This is a genomic window from Actinomadura keratinilytica (assembly GCF_039539665.1).
Classification (GTDB): domain Bacteria; phylum Actinomycetota; class Actinomycetes; order Streptosporangiales; family Streptosporangiaceae; genus Spirillospora; species Spirillospora keratinilytica.
The window spans coordinates 56,359-73,223 of record NZ_BAABDO010000009.1 but is presented as its reverse complement, the minus strand read 5'-3'; the positions used below and the strand labels follow the sequence as shown (position 1 = coordinate 73,223).

Sequence of the window (16,865 nt, the reverse complement as noted above, 5' to 3'; positions counted from 1 at the left end):
CGCTCGTCCACGGCCTTCCGCGAGGGCCACGGCTTAGTGTGAGGGCATGGCGAAGAACAGGGAGACCCCCGTCGTACTGTCCCGCATCTACACCCGGACCGGGGACGACGGCACCACCGCACTCGGCGACGGGTCGCGCACCCGCAAGACCGACCCGCGACTGGCGGCCTACGCCGACGTCGAGGAGGCCAACGCGGCCATCGGCGTGGCGCTGGCGATGGGCGGCCTGCCCGAACCGATCAAAGCGCTGCTGACCCGGGTGCAGAACGACCTGTTCGACGTCGGCGCCGACCTGTGCGCCCCTGTGACGCCGAATCCGCCGTACCCGCCGCTGAGGGTGGACTCCACCTACATCGACCGCCTGGAGGCCGCCTGCGACGAGCACAACGCCGAACTGCCGGCGCTGCGCAGCTTCGTCCTCCCCGGAGGGACGCCCGGCGCGGCGCTGCTGCACGTCGCCCGCACGGTGACGCGGCGCGCCGAGCGCTCGGCGTGGGCGGCGATCGAGGCGCACGGGGCCGCCCCCGCCAGCGTCCCCGCCGACGCCTCCGGCGAGGACGACGACGCCTCCGGCGCGGTGGAGGGCGGCGTCAACCCGCTGACGGCGCGCTACCTCAACCGCCTGTCGGACCTGCTGTTCATCCTCTGCCGGGTCGCCAACGCCGAGCACGGCGACGTCCTGTGGAAGCCCGGCGGCGAACGCTGACCTCCCGCCGGGCACACCGGGGGTGGGGTTAGCCCCACCATGAGGACGGCGGGCCGCCTCCTGGTGGCGGCCCCGTCCCCCGGGCGATGCTGAAGCCCGACGGGGATTCGACCACCGACGGGCGGGAGACGACGAGTGAACAGCTTCACGACCGTGGCGTTGGCAACCGGGGCCGCCGCGGCCGCCGCGCTCGCGCTGACGGGCTGCTCAGTGGACTTCGGCACCCACGGGGAGACCCGGTCCTACGACGTCCGCGACGCCGTCACCGCGGTCAGGCTGACCTCCGGCAACGGCCGCGTCGAGATCGTCGGCTCCGACTCCCGCGGCGTCCACGTGCAGGAGCGGCTGCGCTGGTCGAACTCGCGGAACAAGCCGAACCCCCGGCACTCGGTCGCCGGCGGCACGCTGACGCTCGACGCCTCCTGCGGCCGCACGGTGCTGGGCCCCGGCGCCTGCGGGATCACCTACCGGCTGCGGGTGCCGCGCGGCCTCGCCGTGCAGGTGACCACCGACGAGGGCGCCATCGAGGCGACCGGCCTCAGCGGACGCCTGACCCTGCGCTCCGACAACGGTTCGATCACCGCACGCGACCTGCGCACCTCCGCCCTGTCGGCGCACACCGCCGACGGACCCATCCGGATCGGCGGCCGGGCCGACACCGCCGACCTGAGCACCGACACCGGCCGGATCAGCGCCACCGGGCTGCGCGCCGTACGCCTCACCGCGCGCACCGCCAACGGCCCCATCGCGCTCACCGGCCGCGCCGACACCGCCGACCTGAGCACCGACACCGGCGAGATCGACGCCACCGAGCTGAGCTCGCGGCGGCTGAACGCGCGCACCAACGACGGCGGCGTGCGGATCGCCCTGGCCGCGCCGCCCGACAGCGTGCGGGCCCGCACCGACACCGGCCAGATCAGGCTGACCCTGCCCGCCGGGCAGTCCTACGCGATCACGATGGACAACGAGAGCGGCGAGCGGCGGATCGAGTCCGGCGTGCACAACGACAGCCGCTCGCCCCGCCGGGTGAACCTGCGGACCGGCAACGGCCCCATCGTCGTCAACGCCGCCTAGGAGCCGGGACGCCCGGCCCGCCGACGCGGAACGGCCGCCGACGCGGGACGGGCGTCAGCACGTCCACCCACGCCGCCGTCCGGCCCCACGTCTTGACGCCGGCGACCTGCCCGCAGGCCATGCGCCGCGTGGCCTTCTCCACCGGCAGCACCCCGGCCGCCGACCGCACCCGATCGCGCCCGAACGCCCGCCCCCGGGTCATTCGGACTGGTGGATGTCCACCGGGAACCCCGGCGGCGCGGCCTCAAGCCAGGCCAGGAACCCCGTCATCGCCGAAGCGCTCATCGCCAGCTCCACGGTGAGGTCCCCGTCGCGCACCTCGATGACGCTGGCGTCCGGCGGCAGCCCCGCGGCCTCCCCCGCCTCGGGCCGGCGCCGGTTGGACACGACAAGGCCCCGGCGGTGAATCACCTGCCGGGGCCTTGTCCTGAAGCCGAAGACGCGGTGCCAGTGCAGCACGTCACCGCGGTAACGGCCGATGCCCAGCCGCCACGGTCCGGGAGCTCCCTCCTCCGGTATCACCCGCAGGCTGCACTCCACCGTGCCGCCGCCGCGCACGAACAGCCAGCGGCGCACGGACACCACGGCGAACAGCAGCACGACCAGCAGCACGACCGCGGCGAGCGCCACGCCCGCATCCACTGCCAGCTGCCCGCCCAACTACCCCCGCCGTTTCCGTGTCCGTCCAGTCGTCCGTGCGCCGCCCGGCTCTTCTTCCGTTCGCTAGGCGTTCTGCCCCGCGGCGCGCAGCCGCGCCCGGGCCCGCCGCTCGGCCGTGGCGTCCCCGCCTTCCTCGGCCTCCTTCAGGGCCTGCTGGGCGGCCGCCACGTTCACCTCGGCGCCCAGCTCGGCCTGCTCGGCCAGGATGGACACCTCGTCGTTCGCGATGGAGAAGAAGCCGCTGCCCACCATGGCGGTGACCCACTCGCCGCCGTCGGCGGGCTCGACCTTCACCACGCTGCCGTCGAGCAGCACACCGAGCACCGGGGCGTGCCCGGGCAGGATGCCGAGCTGGCCCTCGATGGTCTGCGCGACCACCATTTTGGCCTCGCCGGACCACACCTCGCGCTCCGGCGAGACGAGCCCGACCTTCAAAGTCGCCACCTGTTCATCCTCCGCGTCGAGCGGCCCCGCGCTGGGGACCGGCTACTTGGCCAGCTCCTTGGCCTTGCGCTCGGCGTCCTCGATGCCGCCGCACATGAAGAACGCCTGCTCGGGCAGGTGGTCGTACTTGCCCTCGGCGATCCCCTTGAACGACTCGATGGTCTCCGACAGCGGCACCGTCACGCCGGGCTGGCCGGTGAACTGCTCGGCCACGTACATCGGGTGCGACAGGAAGCGCTCGATGCGCCGCGCCCGCTGGACGGTGACCTTGTCCTCCTCCGACAGCTCGTCGATACCGAGGATGGCGATGATGTCCTGCAGCTCCTTGTACTTCTGCAGGATCCGCTTGACCTCCTGGGCCACCTCGTAGTGCTGCTGCCCGAGGATCTGCGGGTCCATGATCCGCGAGGTGGAGTCGAGCGGGTCCACCGCCGGGTAGATGCCCTTCTCGGTGATGGCCCGCGACAGCACCGTGGTGGCGTCCAGGTGCGCGAACGTGGTGTGCGGCGCCGGGTCGGTGATGTCGTCGGCGGGCACGTAGATCGCCTGCATCGAGGTGATCGAGTGACCCCGGGTCGAGGTGATCCGCTCCTGCAGCACGCCCATCTCGTCGGCCAGCGTCGGCTGGTAGCCCACCGCCGACGGCATGCGGCCGAGCAGGGTGGACACCTCCGAACCGGCCTGGGTGAACCGGAAGATGTTGTCGATGAACAGCAGCACGTCCTGCTTCTGCACGTCGCGGAAGTACTCGGCCATGGTCAGGCCGGACAGCGCGACGCGCAGCCGGGTGCCCGGCGGCTCGTCCATCTGGCCGAACACCAGCGCGGTGTCCTTCAGGACGCCCGCCTCGTCCATCTCGACCCACAGGTCGTTGCCCTCGCGGGTGCGCTCGCCCACGCCCGCGAACACCGAGGTACCGCCGAAGTTCCGCGCCACCCGGGTGATCATCTCCTGGATCAGCACGGTCTTGCCCACGCCCGCGCCGCCGAACAGGCCGATCTTGCCGCCGCGCACGTACGGGGTGAGCAGGTCGATGACCTTGATGCCGGTCTCCAGCATCTCGGTCTTGGACTCCAGCTGGTCGAAGGCCGGGGCCTTGCGGTGGATCCCCCACCGCTCGGTGACCTTCAGCGACGCGGTCGGCACGTCCAGGGACTCGCCGAGCGCGTTCCACACGTGGCCCTTGGTGACGTCGCCCACCGGCACCGCGATCGAGTCGCCGGTGTCGACCACCGCGGCCCCGCGCACCAGGCCGTCGGTCGGCTGCATGGAGATCGCGCGGACCATGTTGTCGCCCAGGTGCTGGGCGACCTCCAGGGTCAGCGTCTTGGTCTCCTCGCCGAGGGCGACCTCGACGTGCAGCGCGTTGTAGATCTCCGGGAGGGCGTCGGCGGGAAACTCCACGTCGACGACCGGACCGATGACGCGGGCGACGCGCCCGGTCGCGGTCGCCGTCTCTACCTGTGCAGTCATTCTCACTCCCCGCCAGAATCGGCCAGCGCGTCAGCGCCACCGACGATCTCGCTGATTTCCTGGGTGATCGCGGCCTGCCGCGCCTGGTTCATCTGGCGCGTGTAGACCCCGAGCAGTTCGTTGGCGTTGTCGGTGGCCGACTTCATCGCCCGGCGCACCGACGCGTGGTAGGACGCCGCCGACTGGAGCAGCATGTGGTAGATGCGGCTCTCGATGTAGTTCGGCAGCAGCAGGTCCAGCGCGGCCTCGGGGGACGGCTCGAAGTCGTAGGCCGGCGGCACCGTGTCGGACTCGGCGGTCTCCACGACCTCCACCGGCAGCAGCCGGCGCACCTGGGCCCGCTGGGTCAGCATCGAGACGAACTCGGTGTAGACCACGTGGATCTCCCCGACCCCGCCCTCGGCGTCGGTCTTGAGGAAGTCCTCGGTCAGCCGCCGCCCGACCTGCTCGGCGCTGGCGAAGTCGGGCCGGTCGCTGATGCCCCGCCACTCGGCCGCCATCTGCCGGCCGCGGAACCGGTACCAGGTGATGCCCTTGTTGCCGATCACGTAGGGCACGGGCTCGCGGCCCTGCTCGCGCAGGGCCGTGATCAGCGACTCCGCCTCGCGGATGGCGTTGGCGTTGTAGCCGCCGGCGAATCCGCGGTCACTGGTGATCACCAGCACCGCCGAGCGCTTGTCCTCCGGCTGCTCGGTGAGCAGCGGGTGCTTGATCCCCACATGGTGGCTGATCAGCGCGGACAGCGCCCGGGTGATCTGGTCGGCGTACGGCTTGGACGCCTCCACCGCCTGCTGGGCCTTGACGATCCGCGAGGTCGCGATCATCTCCTGGGCACGCGTGATCTTGGCGGTCGACTTGACCGACCTGATCCGTTGCCGCAGTTGGCGAAGCTGTGCAGCCATCGGTGCGTCAGTCCTTCTTCGGGTTGCTGACGCGCTTGATGGTCTCCTGCTCCACGTCCTCCTGGTCGATCGCCTCCACCGGGGCCTCCTCGCCCAGCAGGCCGCCCTCGCTGGTCTCGAAGCCCTTCTTGAACTCGGTGATGGCGTCCTTGAGGGTGGTGAGGCCGTCGTCGGACAGCTCACCGGTCTCGCGGATGGAGGTCAGCAGACCGCCGTGCTCGCGCTCGATGTACTCCAGGAACTCGGCCTCGAAGCGGCGGATGTCGGCCACCGGGACGTCGTCCAGCTCGCCGGAGGTGCCGGCCCACACCGACACGACCTGCTTCTCGGCCGGGAACGGGTTGCCCTGCGGCTGCTTGAGCAGCTCGACCAGGCGGGCGCCGCGCTCGAGCTGGGCGCGCGAGGCCGCGTCCAGGTCGGAGGCGAACGCGGCGAACGCCTCCAGGTCGCGGTACTGCGACAGCGCCAGCCGCAGCGTACCGGCGACCTTGCGCATGGCCTTGATCTGCGCCGAACCGCCGACCCGGGACACCGAGATACCGACGTTCATGGCCGGGCGCACGCCCTGGTTGAACAGGTCGGTCTCCAGGAAGCACTGGCCGTCGGTGATGGAGATGACGTTGGTCGGGATGTAGGCCGACACGTCGTTGCCCTTGGTCTCGATGATCGGCAGGCCGGTCAGCGAGCCGCCACCGAGGTCGTCGGAGAGCTTGGCGCACCGCTCCAGCAGCCGCGAGTGCAGGTAGAACACGTCGCCCGGGTAGGCCTCGCGGCCCGGCGGGCGGCGCAGCAGCAGGGAGATGGCGCGGTAGGCCTCGGCCTGCTTGGACAGGTCGTCGAAGATGATCAGGACGTGCTTGCCCTGGTACATCCAGTGCTGTCCGATCGCCGACCCGGTGTAGGGGGCGATGTACTTGAAGCCGGACGGCTCGGACGCCGGGGCCGCCACGATCGTGGTGTACTCCATGGCGCCGGCCTCCTCGAGGGTGCGGCGCACGTTGGCGATCGTGGAGCCCTTCTGGCCGACCGCGACGTAGATGCAGCGCACCTGCTTCTTCTCGTCGCCGGACAGCCAGTTGTCCTTCTGGTTGAGGATCGTGTCGATGCCGATCGTGGTCTTGCCGGTCTGCCGGTCACCGATGATCAGCTGCCGCTGGCCCCGGCCGATCGGCGTCATCGAGTCGATCGCCTTGATGCCGGTCTGCAGCGGCTCCTTCACCGACTGCCGCTGCACGACCGTGGGGGCCTGCAGCTCCAGGGCGCGGCGCTCGGACGCCTCGATCGGGCCCTTGCCGTCGATCGGGTTGCCCAGCGCGTCCACGACGCGGCCCAGGAACGCGTCGCCCACCGGCACCGACAGCACCTCGCCGGTGCGGCGTACCTTCTGGCCCTCCTCGATCTTGGAGAAGTCGCCCAGGACGACCGCGCCGATCTCGCGCACGTCCAGGTTCAGCGCCAGCCCGCGCGTCCCGTCCTCGAACTCCAGGAGCTCGTTCGCCATGGTCGAAGGCAGCCCCTCGACGTGGGCGATACCGTCGCCGGAATCGACCACGGTGCCGACCTCTTCGCGCGCGGCTGCCTCGGGCTCGTACGACTGGACGAAGCGCTCCAGCGCGTCCCGGATCTCGTCCGGACGGATCGTCAGCTCCGCCATGATTCCTCTCTTGCTCCCTGTGGTGGGGTGGTCGTGCTCAGCTCGCGAGCCGCCGGCGCACGTCGTCCAGGCGCCCGGCGATCGTGCCGTCGATGATCTCGTCCCCGATCTGGATCGACAGGCCGCCGATCGTCCCGGGATCGATCTCGATGTTCAGATGTACCTCGTGCCCGTAGGCCGCGGCGAGCACCGCGGCCAGCCGGGTCCGCTGTTCCTCCGACAGCTCCACCGGGGTGCGCACCAGCGCCACCAGGCGCTGCCGCCGCTGGGCGACGAGCCGGCCGTATTCGGCCAGCCCGCCTTCCAGGCTACGGCCCCGCGGGCGCAGCACCAGCTCGGTGACCAGCGCCAGCGTGGCCGCGGTCACCTTGCCTTCCAGCAGCGAGGCGACCAGCCCCTGCTTGCGGTCGTCGGGCAGCGCGGGACCGGAGAGCGCGGCGCGCAGCTGCGGCTCGCCCTCGATGACCCGGGAGAACCGGAACAGCTCGTCCTCCAGGTCGTCCAGGTTCCCCTCGGCCTCGGCGCGCGCGGCCTGGGCGGTGACCGCCAGGACCTCGATGGCGTCCGACAGCTCCGAGGGGCTGGACCAGCGCAGCCGCACGGTGTCGGCCACCAGGTCCAGCGCGGCCGGCGAGATCTTGCCCTCCAGCAGCACGTGCATCAGCCGAGCCTTGTCGGCCCCGTCGCGCGCCGGGTCCGACAGCGCCCGGCGCAGCCCGTGCTCGCGGTCGATCAGCTGCAGCACGGCGAACAGGTCGCCGCCCAGCGCCGTGAGGTCCGCCGAGGGCAGGACCGCCTCCAGCCGCTCGCGCACCTCGGCCAGCGAGGCCCTGCTCACCGCTCCCGTGATGGTCATGACGAGATCCGCTCCTGGGTGCGGGTGCGCTCCTCCAGCTCGGCCAGGAACCGGTCGACCACGCGGCTCTGCCGGGCGCTGTCCTCAAGGGACTCGCCCACCACGCGGCCGGCCAGCTCCACCGACAGCGCCCCGATCTCGGCCCGCAGCTGCTGGAGCGCCTGCTGCCGGTCGGCCTCGATCTGGGCGTGCGCGGCCTCGACGATGCGGCGCGCCTCGGCCTGGGCCTCCTCGCGCATCTCGGCGATGATCCGCGCGCCCTGCTCCTTGGCCTCCTCGCGGAGCCGGGCGGCGTCGTGCCGCGCCTCGGCGAGCTGGCGCTTGTAGGCCTCCAGCGTCTCCTTGGCCTCCTGCTGCACCTCCTCGGCGCGCTTGAGGCCGCCCTCGATCGCGTCGGTGCGCTCCTCGAGGGTCTTCTGGATCTGCGGGACCAGCTTCCAGCCGACGAGGATCAGCACGATCGCGAAGGAGATCGTGCCGAACACCAGCTCGGAGGCGTGCGGCAGCAGCGGGTTGCCGTGCCCGCCCTCCTCGGCCGCCACGGCGGCGGCCGCCAGCAGGTTGCTCATGAGGGTTCCGCCTTCCTGTCAGTACGGGTCAGGAGGCTTCAGCTGTGCACGAACGGCACGACGAAACCGATGAGGGCGAGCGCCTCGGTGAGGGCGAAGCCCAGCAGCATGTTCTGGCGGATGGTGTTGTACAGCTCCGGCTGGCGGGCGATGGCCTGCACACCCTGGCCGAAGATGATGCCCACGCCGATACCCGGGCCGATGGCGGCCAGACCGTACGCGATAGAGCCAACGTTGCCGGTCACTTCGGCGAGAACGCCCATTCTCTTTCCCTTTTCAGTCGGCCGGTGGGGCTCCCCACCGGAGCTCTTGCCGGTTGCGGTTGCGAAGTCTGTGCGGTGTCGCGGGGGTCGTCGGTACCTGCCGCGGCGGGCCGCGTCAGTGGTCGGGGTGCAGCGCGCCGCCGATGTAGGAGGCGGCCAGCAGGGTGAAGATGAACGCCTGCAGCGCCTGCACGAAGATCTCGAAGCCGGTCATGACGACGGTCATCAGGAAGCCGAGCACGCCGAGGCCGGACCCCAGCGGGGTCAGCTTCTCGATCAGGAACCAGTAGCCGACCGAGGCGAAGAACGCGATCAGCAGGTGGCCGGCGAACATGTTGGCGAAGAGCCGGACCGCGTGCGTGAACGGCCGCAGGATCACGGTCGACAGCAGCTCGATCGGCGACAGGATGACGTACAGCCACGCGGGCAGGCCGGGCGGGAACATCATGTTCTTGAACCAGCCGCCCAGACCCTGGTGCTTGATGCTCAGGAAGACCATCAGCACGTACACCACCGCGGCCGGCACGATCGCGAACGCGATGTGCGACGGGGCGGGCAGCTGCATCACCGGGATGACGCCCATCAGGTTCATCACGAGGATGAAGAAGAACGTCGACAGCAGGAACGGCATCCACTTGTCGCCGTCCTTGCCGATCATCGGCCGGGCGACCTGGTCGCGCACGAACAGGTAGCCGACCTCGCCGATGTTCTGCACGCCGCGGGGGACGAGCTTGGGCTTGCTGAAGGCCGCCCAGAAGAAGCCACAGACAATGATCACGGACAGGGCGACGATCAGCGTCGGCTTGGTCAGCCACGACGGGGCGCCGTCCCAGAGGGGACCCCAGTCGAAGATCTCGGTGCCCGGGGCCTGGAATTCGTTTCCGCCCTCGGCGGCGAGGAGTTGTCGCGCTATCACGCGGCAGTCCCTTCGTCAGTGACTCGCAGGTCGGTCAGTACTACACGTGCGTGCCCGAGGACGGTGCCATGCCCGTGGTGGACGTGGCCGCGGTCGGCCGGTCCACGGTCGGCAGGTCCACAGTCGGCGGCGGTCGACTCCGCCGTGGGCGCCGTCAGCGACCGTAGCGGTGGTAGACCAGGTAGAGCGCTAGAGCAAGGCCCACCAGGACGCCGATGGGGAGCAGCGCCGAGGTGCCCAGCCAGCGATCCAGCAGCCATCCCAGGCCGCCGTAGACCGCCATCCCGCTCAGCAGGTAGCTGGGGATGGACCAGGCGGCGTTGGTGAAGGCTCGATGGTCCGAGTCGGACTCCGGACCGGGCCGTCGCCCCTCCTTGCTCATCGCAGCACGGACCATAGCAGGCGACCCCCCGGGTGGTCATATTGGAGTAGTCCCGTACCGCCAAGATCGCCCGCACGTGCATCATGGGCTCCGGTCACGGGCGACACCGGCGGCCCCGGCGGGATCCAGGGACAGCGTCTTGTTCTTCAGGGCGGCGCGCGCCTCGGCGACGACCCACACGAGGGTCAGTGCGATCACCGACCAGGCGAACGCCTTGGTGTTCCACAGCGTGACGCCGTCCAGCACGGCCACCAGGACCAGCATCGCCAGCACCTTGCCCAGGTAGCTGAAGATGGCGGCGGCGAACATCATCTGCGGCGAGATGCGGGCGGCGTACCCCACCGCGACCACGCTGATGGTGAAGAAGGCGAGCACGACGACGGTACCGAGCGCGGCGCCCAGCGCACCCTTGGCCCCGGCCAGCGGCACGGCCGCCGCGATGACGGCGAGGCCGGCGAGGCCGGACGGGATCGCGGCGCCGCGGAGTATCCGGGCGTCGGAAGACTGCATGAGGGCTCCGGCTGGTCACGTAATGTGTTCGTCCCTTGTTCGTGAAAGGTATCACAAGCGTCCGGAACGTCCACAATTACCCTGTACGTAGCGACGCGACGTCGCGTGCGGTCACACACCGAGGTCGCGGCGCACCACGGACTGTAGCCCACGTCTCGCACTGGAACGTCCAGATGCGGCTGCGCGCCCCCTGGTGTTCACCCGTGCCGACAGAGTCCGACCTTGCGCGATGCGCGCCGTGCGGCCGGTCCGGGCCAGTTGTTGGGACCGCTCCAGGTCGGCGATGGCGCGGCCGGGACGCCGGCCCGGACGGACGCGGGTCAGGCGGGCTGGCGGGGACGGGCCGCGGCGGCCTCGCCGGACGCGAGCCGCGCCTGCTTGCGCTGCACCATCCGCGGCACCCCGATCATCACCACCACGCCGGCGACCGCCACGACCCCGGTCACCGACACCACCAGCGGCACCGAGTTGGTGAACGACAGCGTCACCAGGCTGGAGGCCAGCAGCCCCACCCAGAAGTACATGATCAGCACCGCGCGGCGGTGCGAGTGGCCCAGCTCCAGCAGCCGGTGGTGCAGGTGCTGCTTGTCCGGGGCGAAGGGCGACTTGCCCTGGTTGGTACGCCGCCACACCGCCAGCAGCATGTCGATGAACGGCACCGCCGCCACCGCCGGGATCAGCAGGATCGGCACGTAGAAGGGGAACAGCCGGTAGGTGCCGATGACCGCCGGGTCGAAGTTTCCGGTCAGCATGATCGTGGACGCGCTGAGCAGCAGCCCGATCAGCATCGACCCGGTGTCGCCCATGAAGATCCGGGCCGGGTTGAAGTTGTGCGGCAGGAAGCCCGCGCACATGCCCACCAGCACCGCCGCGGTCAGCGTGGCCGCGCTCAGCGTGATCAGCTTGAAGTCGATCGCCACCAGGTAGGCGTAGGAAAACAGCGCCAGCGCGGCGATCCCCACCACCCCGGCGGCCAGGCCGTCCAGCCCGTCGATGAAGTTCACCGCGTTGATCGTCGCGACGACCAGGAACACCGTCAGCGGCACCCCGTAGGCCGGGGGCAGCGACAGCGACGTGCCGGTGGGCAGCGGGATCACGTACAGCTGGATGCCCTGCATGATGAAGATCCCGGCGGCCGCGACCTGCCCGGCGAACTTGGTCAGCGCGTCCACGCCCCACCGGTCGTCGAAGATGCCGACCAGCACGATCAGCCCGCCCGACAGCAGCAGCGCCCGGTGCACGTTGACGTCGCCGTCCTCCAGCACCCGGCGCATCGCGGGCAGCCCCCCGGCCGCGGCCAGCGCGGCCACCATCCCGCCGAACATCGCCAGGCCGCCCAGCCGGGGCGTCGGGATGACGTGCACGTCGCGGTCCCTGGGGGCCGCCTGCGCCCCGAACCACACCGCGAACCGGCGGACGACGGGGGTGAGCAGGTAGGTCACGAGTGCGGCGATCAGGATCGTCAGCAGGTATTCCCGCACGCCGCACGCCTCCCCTCATCGGCCTCCTGGCCGCCGCTGCGCGGCACGTCGCGCCCGCCGCCCGGGTTCGGAGCCTCGCGTGACGTCGGCGGCGGCGATGCGGCCGGACCTGACCAACAAAACAGACGGCCGCCGGAGGCGATCGGTTCGCACCGGCGGTTCATCGCCAACTCTATTCCTCTCGCCCGGCCCCCGGTGCGTGATCCGCACCCGGAACCGGTGAAGGGAGACGATAGCGGTTCCGACCACGGCCAACGTGACACCGCCCAGGCTCGCGTCGCCCGCCGAGAGCGCCCACACGCCGTGCCGGGCGATCTCGTGCGACACGTCGGCGGCCACCAGCAGGCCGCCGAACGCCAGCAGCACGCGGCCGCCGTCCACCGGCACCGTGCGCCCGGCCCGGCCGATTTCCGCGACCGCCGCGATGCCGGCGAGGGCCAGCAGGAGCATCCCCGAGCCGGCCCAGGTGACCGCCCAGTGCGGCCGGGCGCGGAGGGGCGGCGGCACCGTGATCGCGCCCTTGGGCAGCAGCACCGTGACGCGCATGCTCTCGCGCGGGCGCAGGCCGCTCTGGGTGAACTCGATGGCGTACGGACCGTCGCGGTCCCGCAGGCAGCCGGTGACGGCCTCGCCCGTCCCGGACCGGCACCGCGCCTTGCGCAGCACCACCGGCGCCTCCACGCGCACGGCGGCCTCCCGGATCGGCACCTCCCAGGACGTGCCGAGGACGTCCCAGTTCAGCTCATCGTGAACGGCCCCCGGCGTGAACGCCCCCGACACCGTGTACTCGATCACGTACGCCTGCCGCCCCCGGACGGTGCGGTCGTCGTCCCCGACGGTGATCAGCAGGTCGTGCCACAGCCTGCGGGTCCGCGCCCGCGCCGGGGCCCCGGTGGACGAGCTGGTCCGCACGTCGCGGATCTCGAACAGCCGGTCGCCCCGCCGGTACGGCAGCCGCCGGACGATTCCGTGCTCGCCGCCCCGGGCGAAGTCGTAGGTGATGGTCTCCCGCACGTGCAGATCGCCGTTGCTGGCGATCGTCAGGACGACGTCGTAGGCCGGGATGCTCTCGAACCGCTCGGGCCCCGCGTCCCAGGTCGCGCCGCCCTCCTCGGCCGCCCGCCCGGCCGCCGGGGCGGCGGGCGCCAGCGCGAGCAGCACGAGGACGACGATCGCCGGAAGGGCACCGAGGGCGACCGTCCGCGCCCGGACCCGGCCACGCACGTCTGGCATCATTTCACCGCTCGGCCGACACGATCGCAGTAACGAGGCTATTACTCCCCGAAGTCTCCAGTTCCGTCCCGTTCAGGTTACGTGTCCTGTGCACGGCCGTGACCATGTCGGCGGCGGTACGGTCGCCTGTCCGGCGGGCGTCCTGTGACGAACCAGACGGTTTCAACGCGCCAATTCAGGGAATGGCGGGCCGTCATTTCCGGCACCCGCCCATGGCGTGCGCAGGGGTCGAATTCCGTCGCCGAGCGAAGAGCCGCCGCGCCCCCGTCCGGGCCGCGTCGCGCCGCAGTGGTCGTCGTCCGCGCCAGGCTGCCGTCCTGCCGCCTCTGGTCCGTCGTGGGGGCGCGGGCCCCCTGGCCGGTAGCTGGAACGCTAGGAGGGCGGCTTACGTGAGCGTGGAGGCCGACGGGACGCGCAGCAGAGGCGCAGCACGCATCACGGCAGCACGCATCACGATGGACGGCCCGGCCGCCGCGCCGCGGTCGCGCACCGCCGAGAGCGGTCGGCGGCGCACCGGCGCCGGGCACCTCCTCCGCGCCGGCGGCAGGCCGCTGACCTGCCTTTTCGCATGCAGAACGGTCGGATCCGCGGCGCCGGCGTCACCGGTCGCCTAGACGCGCGAGCATGCGGCCGCGCACCCGACCGCGTGCCGGCCGCGACGTGCGCAAGCCGTCAGAAGGTCTGCCGATCGGACGTTCCAGCGGACCTTTTCCCGAGCCTTCTCCGGGCGTTCCCCGGGCCTTCTCCGAGGCGTCGGCGACTACTTGGCCCCGTCTTTTCTGAGGGACGGTCCGGCCGAATCGCCCGCCTCTTCCGCGGGCTTGTCCGCACCGGATTTCGCATCCGATTCCGCGCCGGTTTCCGCGACTTCCCCGGAAGCGGTTCCGGCGGGCTTCTCCCCGGAGACCGCCGGCTTTTCCAACGAGACGGAAGGCTCCCGCGCGTCGTCCTTCCGCTCGTCGTGGTCCTCGTCTTCGCGCTCGTCCTCGCGCTCGTTGTCGTCGGTCAGCAGGACGCCGACCACCGCGCGGATCTTGTCCTCGGAGATCGCCCCGGCGCGCAGCAGCCGCGGGATCGGCCCGGTGAGGTCGATGATCGTGGACGCCTCGCCCAGGCCCGCCGGACCGCCGTCCAGGTACACCGACACCGCGTCGCCGAGCATCTTCTCGGCCTCGTCGGCCGAGCGGGCCGCCGGACGGCCGCTGAGGTTGGCGCTGCTGACCGCCAGCGGACCGGTCTCCTTGAGCAGCTCCACCGCCAGGTCGTGCATCGGCATCCGCACCGCCACGGTGCCCTTGGTGTCGCCCAGGTCCCACACCAGGTTCCGGTTGGCGCGGCACACGATCGTCAGGGCGCCCGGCCAGAACTCGTCGATGAGGTCCTGCCCGTAGAAGTCGGATCGTAGCCATGTCGTTCTGTGAGCCAAGGAGTTGGTGAGTGATGTTGTCTTCCTAAGACCGCTGGCCTCCGACTCCTTGGCGTCCAGCAGAGCGGTCACGGCGGCCGGGGTGAAGGCATCGGCACCGACGCCGTACACGGTGTCGGTGGGCAGCACGATCAGCTCTCCGCGCCGGACCGCCGAGACCGCCTCGGCGATCCCCCGGGTGCGCTCCATGGGGTCGGCGGCGCAGTCATAACGTCGGCTCACGGTGCCCATCCTTCCATGCCCGCGCCGCGCACCGGCCCCGCCCCGGGCGGGCGCCGCAAGCCGCCTCAGTCCGTTCCCAGGCGCGCGGTCACGAAGCGGTCGCGGTCGGTCAGGTCGCGGCGGTTGCGCACGTCCCGCCAGCCGTTCTCCTCGGCGAAGACCCAGTAGACCTCGTTGCCCTGCCGGTCGCTGTGCTCGACCGCCACGTACCCGCCGGGCCGCAGCAGCCGCCGCGCCGTGCGCTCCACCACGCGGATCGCGTCCAGGCCGTCGTCGCCGCCGCCCCACAGCGCCGCCGCCGGGTCGTGGTCGCGCACGTCCCTGGGCACGTACTCCCACTCGCTCATCGGGATGTACGGCGGGTTGCTGATCACCAGATCGACGGTGCCGTTCAGCTCGGCCAGCGCGGTGGCGAAGTCGTCCAGGTGCAGCCGCACCCGGCCCCGCTCGTCCAGCTCCTCCACGTTGCGGGTGGCGTGCACGAACGCGGTGGGGTCCTTCTCCACGGCGTGCACGCGGGCCCGCGGCGCCTCCTGGGCGATGGACAGCGCGATCGCGCCCGAGCCGGTGCCCAGATCGACCACCAGGGGGTCCCGCACGTCCATGTCGCGCAGCGTCTCCAGCGCCCAGCCGACCATCACCTCGGTCTCCGGACGCGGGATGAACACCCCCGGCCCGACCTTCAGCTCCAGGTAGCGGAAGAACGCGCGGCCGGTGATGTGCTGCAGCGGCTCGCCCGCCTCGCGCCGCGCCACGTACTCCCAGAAGCGGGCGTCGAACGCGGAGTCGGGCACGGTGTGCAGCTCGCCGCGCGGCACCCCGTGCACGGCGGCGGCCAGCTCCTCGGCGTCGGCGCGGGGCGATGCGGCCCCGGCGTCGGCCAGCCGCACGGTCGCCCGTGCGACCTCGTCGAGCAGCAGATTCATGACGTGGGTTGCGCCTCTTGCGCCTGTCCGGCCTCGGCCAGTCTGCGTGCCATGTCGGCGTCCACCAGCGCCTGGGTGACGTTGTGCAGGTCGCCGTCCAGCACCTGGTCCAGGTTGTACGCCTTGTAGCCGACCCGGTGGTCGGAGATCCGGTTCTCCGGATAGTTGTAGGTGCGCACCCGTTCGGAGCGGTCGACGGTGCGGACCTGGCTCTTGCGCTCGGCCGCCGCGGCCGCGTCCGCCTCCTCCTGCGCCATCGCCAGCAGCCGCGAGCGCAGGATGCGCATCGCCTGCTCCTTGTTCTGCAGCTGGCTCTTCTCGTTCTGGCAGGAGACCACCACGCCGGTCGGCAGGTGGGTGATGCGCACGGCCGAGTCGGTGGTGTTGACGCTCTGCCCGCCCGGACCGGACGAGCGGTACACGTCGATCCGCAGGTCGTTGGGGTCGATCTCGACCTCGACCTCCTCGGCCTCCGGGGTGACGAGCACGCCGACGGCGCTGGTGTGGATGCGGCCCTGCGACTCGGTGACCGGCACCCGCTGCACGCGGTGCACGCCGCCCTCGTACTTCAGCCGCGTCCACACCCCCTCCTCCTGGCCGGGGCGCGACTTCACCGCGACGGTCACGTCCTTGTAGCCGCCGAGGTCGGAGGGGTGGGAGTCGATGATCTCGGTCTTCCAGCCGGACCGCTCGGCGTAGCGCAGGTACATCCGCAGCAGGTCCCCGGCGAACAGGGCCGACTCCTCGCCGCCCTCGCCCGCCTTGATCTCCAGGATGACGTCCTTGCCGTCGTTGGGGTCGCGCGGCAGCAGCAGGCGGCGCAGCCGCTCGGCCAGCTCGTCCCGCCTGCGCTCCAGCTCCTCGGCCTCGGCGGCGAACGCGGGGTCCTCGCCGGCCAGCTCGCGGGCGGCGGCCAGGTCGTCCTCGATCGCGGTGATCTCCCGCTGGGTCTCGACGACCGGCCGGAGTTCGGCGTAGCGGCGGCCCAGCCGGCGGGCCAGCGCCGGGTCGGCGTGCACGCTCGGATCGGCGAGCCTGCCCTCGATGTCGGCGTATTCGCGGATGAGATCGTCGATCTTCACGGTGTCGTCGTCTCCGGCCTGGTGGCGGCCTTCGGGCCGGCGGACCGGCGGGGCCCGCGGGACGGCCGGGGCCGGAACGTCGATCG

General features: G+C 71.5%; 18 protein-coding genes. 2 read left to right on the top strand and 16 right to left on the bottom strand.

The window, feature by feature from the left end; all coding sequences use genetic code 11:
• Positions 1 to 46: 46 nt before the first annotated feature.
• Together ABD879_RS05260 and ABD879_RS05255 are read left to right on the top strand one after the other, a co-directional pair.
• Positions 47 to 706 (top strand): cob(I)yrinic acid a,c-diamide adenosyltransferase, encoded by a 660-nt coding sequence (locus ABD879_RS05260; RefSeq protein WP_345017951.1) that lies wholly within the window; start codon positions 47 to 49, stop codon positions 704 to 706.
• Between the two features lie 135 nt (positions 707 to 841).
• On the top strand, positions 842 to 1,780 hold the full coding sequence (locus tag ABD879_RS05255) for a DUF4097 family beta strand repeat-containing protein (protein ID WP_345017949.1): 939 nt from the start codon (positions 842 to 844) through the stop codon (positions 1,778 to 1,780).
• On the opposite strand, the gene ABD879_RS05250 is transcribed toward ABD879_RS05255, so the two are convergent.
• From ABD879_RS05250 to prfA, 16 genes are all read right to left on the bottom strand, one after another.
• The gene (locus ABD879_RS05250; RefSeq protein ID WP_345017947.1) at positions 1,767 to 1,982 is read right to left on the bottom strand and encodes a hypothetical protein; all 216 of its coding nucleotides are present in this window, start codon (positions 1,980 to 1,982) and stop codon (positions 1,767 to 1,769) included. The genes ABD879_RS05255 and ABD879_RS05250 overlap by 14 nt on opposite strands.
• Positions 1,979 to 2,410: a DUF2550 domain-containing protein gene (locus tag ABD879_RS05245; RefSeq protein ID WP_345017945.1), complete on the bottom strand. Its 432-nt coding sequence runs from the start codon at positions 2,408 to 2,410 to the stop codon at positions 1,979 to 1,981. The genes ABD879_RS05250 and ABD879_RS05245 overlap by 4 nt, the downstream gene beginning before the upstream one ends.
• A 93-nt stretch (positions 2,411 to 2,503) precedes the next feature.
• Complete coding sequence (locus ABD879_RS05240) at positions 2,504 to 2,884, bottom strand: F0F1 ATP synthase subunit epsilon (RefSeq protein ID WP_345017943.1); 381 nt, start codon at positions 2,882 to 2,884, stop codon at positions 2,504 to 2,506.
• Between the two features lie 42 nt (positions 2,885 to 2,926).
• Entirely contained in the window at positions 2,927 to 4,357 is a 1,431-nt protein-coding gene (gene atpD, locus ABD879_RS05235; protein WP_345017941.1) for a F0F1 ATP synthase subunit beta, read from the bottom strand.
• Positions 4,358 to 4,359: 2 nt separating this feature from the next.
• Entirely contained in the window at positions 4,360 to 5,259 is a 900-nt protein-coding gene (locus ABD879_RS05230; RefSeq protein ID WP_345017939.1) for a F0F1 ATP synthase subunit gamma, read from the bottom strand.
• 7 nt (positions 5,260 to 5,266) lie between these two features.
• Entirely contained in the window at positions 5,267 to 6,913 is a 1,647-nt protein-coding gene (atpA, locus tag ABD879_RS05225; RefSeq protein ID WP_345017937.1) for a F0F1 ATP synthase subunit alpha, read from the bottom strand.
• 37 nt (positions 6,914 to 6,950) lie between these two features.
• Positions 6,951 to 7,769, bottom strand: coding sequence for a F0F1 ATP synthase subunit delta (locus ABD879_RS05220; protein WP_345017935.1), 819 nt, complete (start codon positions 7,767 to 7,769; stop codon positions 6,951 to 6,953).
• Positions 7,766 to 8,338 (bottom strand): F0F1 ATP synthase subunit B, encoded by a 573-nt coding sequence (locus tag ABD879_RS05215; RefSeq protein WP_345017933.1) that lies wholly within the window; start codon positions 8,336 to 8,338, stop codon positions 7,766 to 7,768. Before ABD879_RS05215 ends, ABD879_RS05220 begins: the two co-directional genes overlap by 4 nt.
• A 38-nt stretch (positions 8,339 to 8,376) precedes the next feature.
• Entirely contained in the window at positions 8,377 to 8,601 is a 225-nt protein-coding gene (gene atpE, locus ABD879_RS05210) for an ATP synthase F0 subunit C (RefSeq protein WP_285495131.1), read from the bottom strand.
• A 115-nt stretch (positions 8,602 to 8,716) separates the two neighbouring features.
• Positions 8,717 to 9,517: a F0F1 ATP synthase subunit A gene (atpB, locus tag ABD879_RS05205; protein ID WP_345017929.1), complete on the bottom strand. Its 801-nt coding sequence runs from the start codon at positions 9,515 to 9,517 to the stop codon at positions 8,717 to 8,719.
• Between the two features lie 154 nt (positions 9,518 to 9,671).
• Positions 9,672 to 9,899, bottom strand: a complete 228-nt coding sequence (locus tag ABD879_RS05200) for an AtpZ/AtpI family protein (RefSeq protein ID WP_345017927.1) — start codon at positions 9,897 to 9,899, stop codon at positions 9,672 to 9,674.
• Between the two features lie 81 nt (positions 9,900 to 9,980).
• A complete protein-coding gene (locus ABD879_RS05195; RefSeq protein WP_345017926.1) occupies positions 9,981 to 10,409 on the bottom strand; it encodes a Cg1360 family ATP-synthase-associated protein in 429 nt (142 codons plus the stop codon).
• 320 nt (positions 10,410 to 10,729) lie between these two features.
• A complete protein-coding gene (locus tag ABD879_RS05190) occupies positions 10,730 to 11,890 on the bottom strand; it encodes a glycosyltransferase family 4 protein (protein WP_345017925.1) in 1,161 nt (386 codons plus the stop codon).
• 15 nt (positions 11,891 to 11,905) lie between these two features.
• Positions 11,906 to 13,123, bottom strand: a complete 1,218-nt coding sequence (locus ABD879_RS05185) for a DUF2207 domain-containing protein (RefSeq protein WP_345017924.1) — start codon at positions 13,121 to 13,123, stop codon at positions 11,906 to 11,908.
• 1,713 nt (positions 13,124 to 14,836) lie between these two features.
• The gene (gene prmC / locus ABD879_RS05175) at positions 14,837 to 15,697 is read right to left on the bottom strand and encodes a peptide chain release factor N(5)-glutamine methyltransferase (RefSeq protein ID WP_345017921.1); all 861 of its coding nucleotides are present in this window, start codon (positions 15,695 to 15,697) and stop codon (positions 14,837 to 14,839) included.
• Positions 15,694 to 16,779, bottom strand: coding sequence for a peptide chain release factor 1 (gene prfA, locus ABD879_RS05170; RefSeq protein WP_345017920.1), 1,086 nt, complete (start codon positions 16,777 to 16,779; stop codon positions 15,694 to 15,696). Before prfA ends, prmC begins: the two co-directional genes overlap by 4 nt.
• Positions 16,780 to 16,865 lie beyond the last annotated feature (86 nt).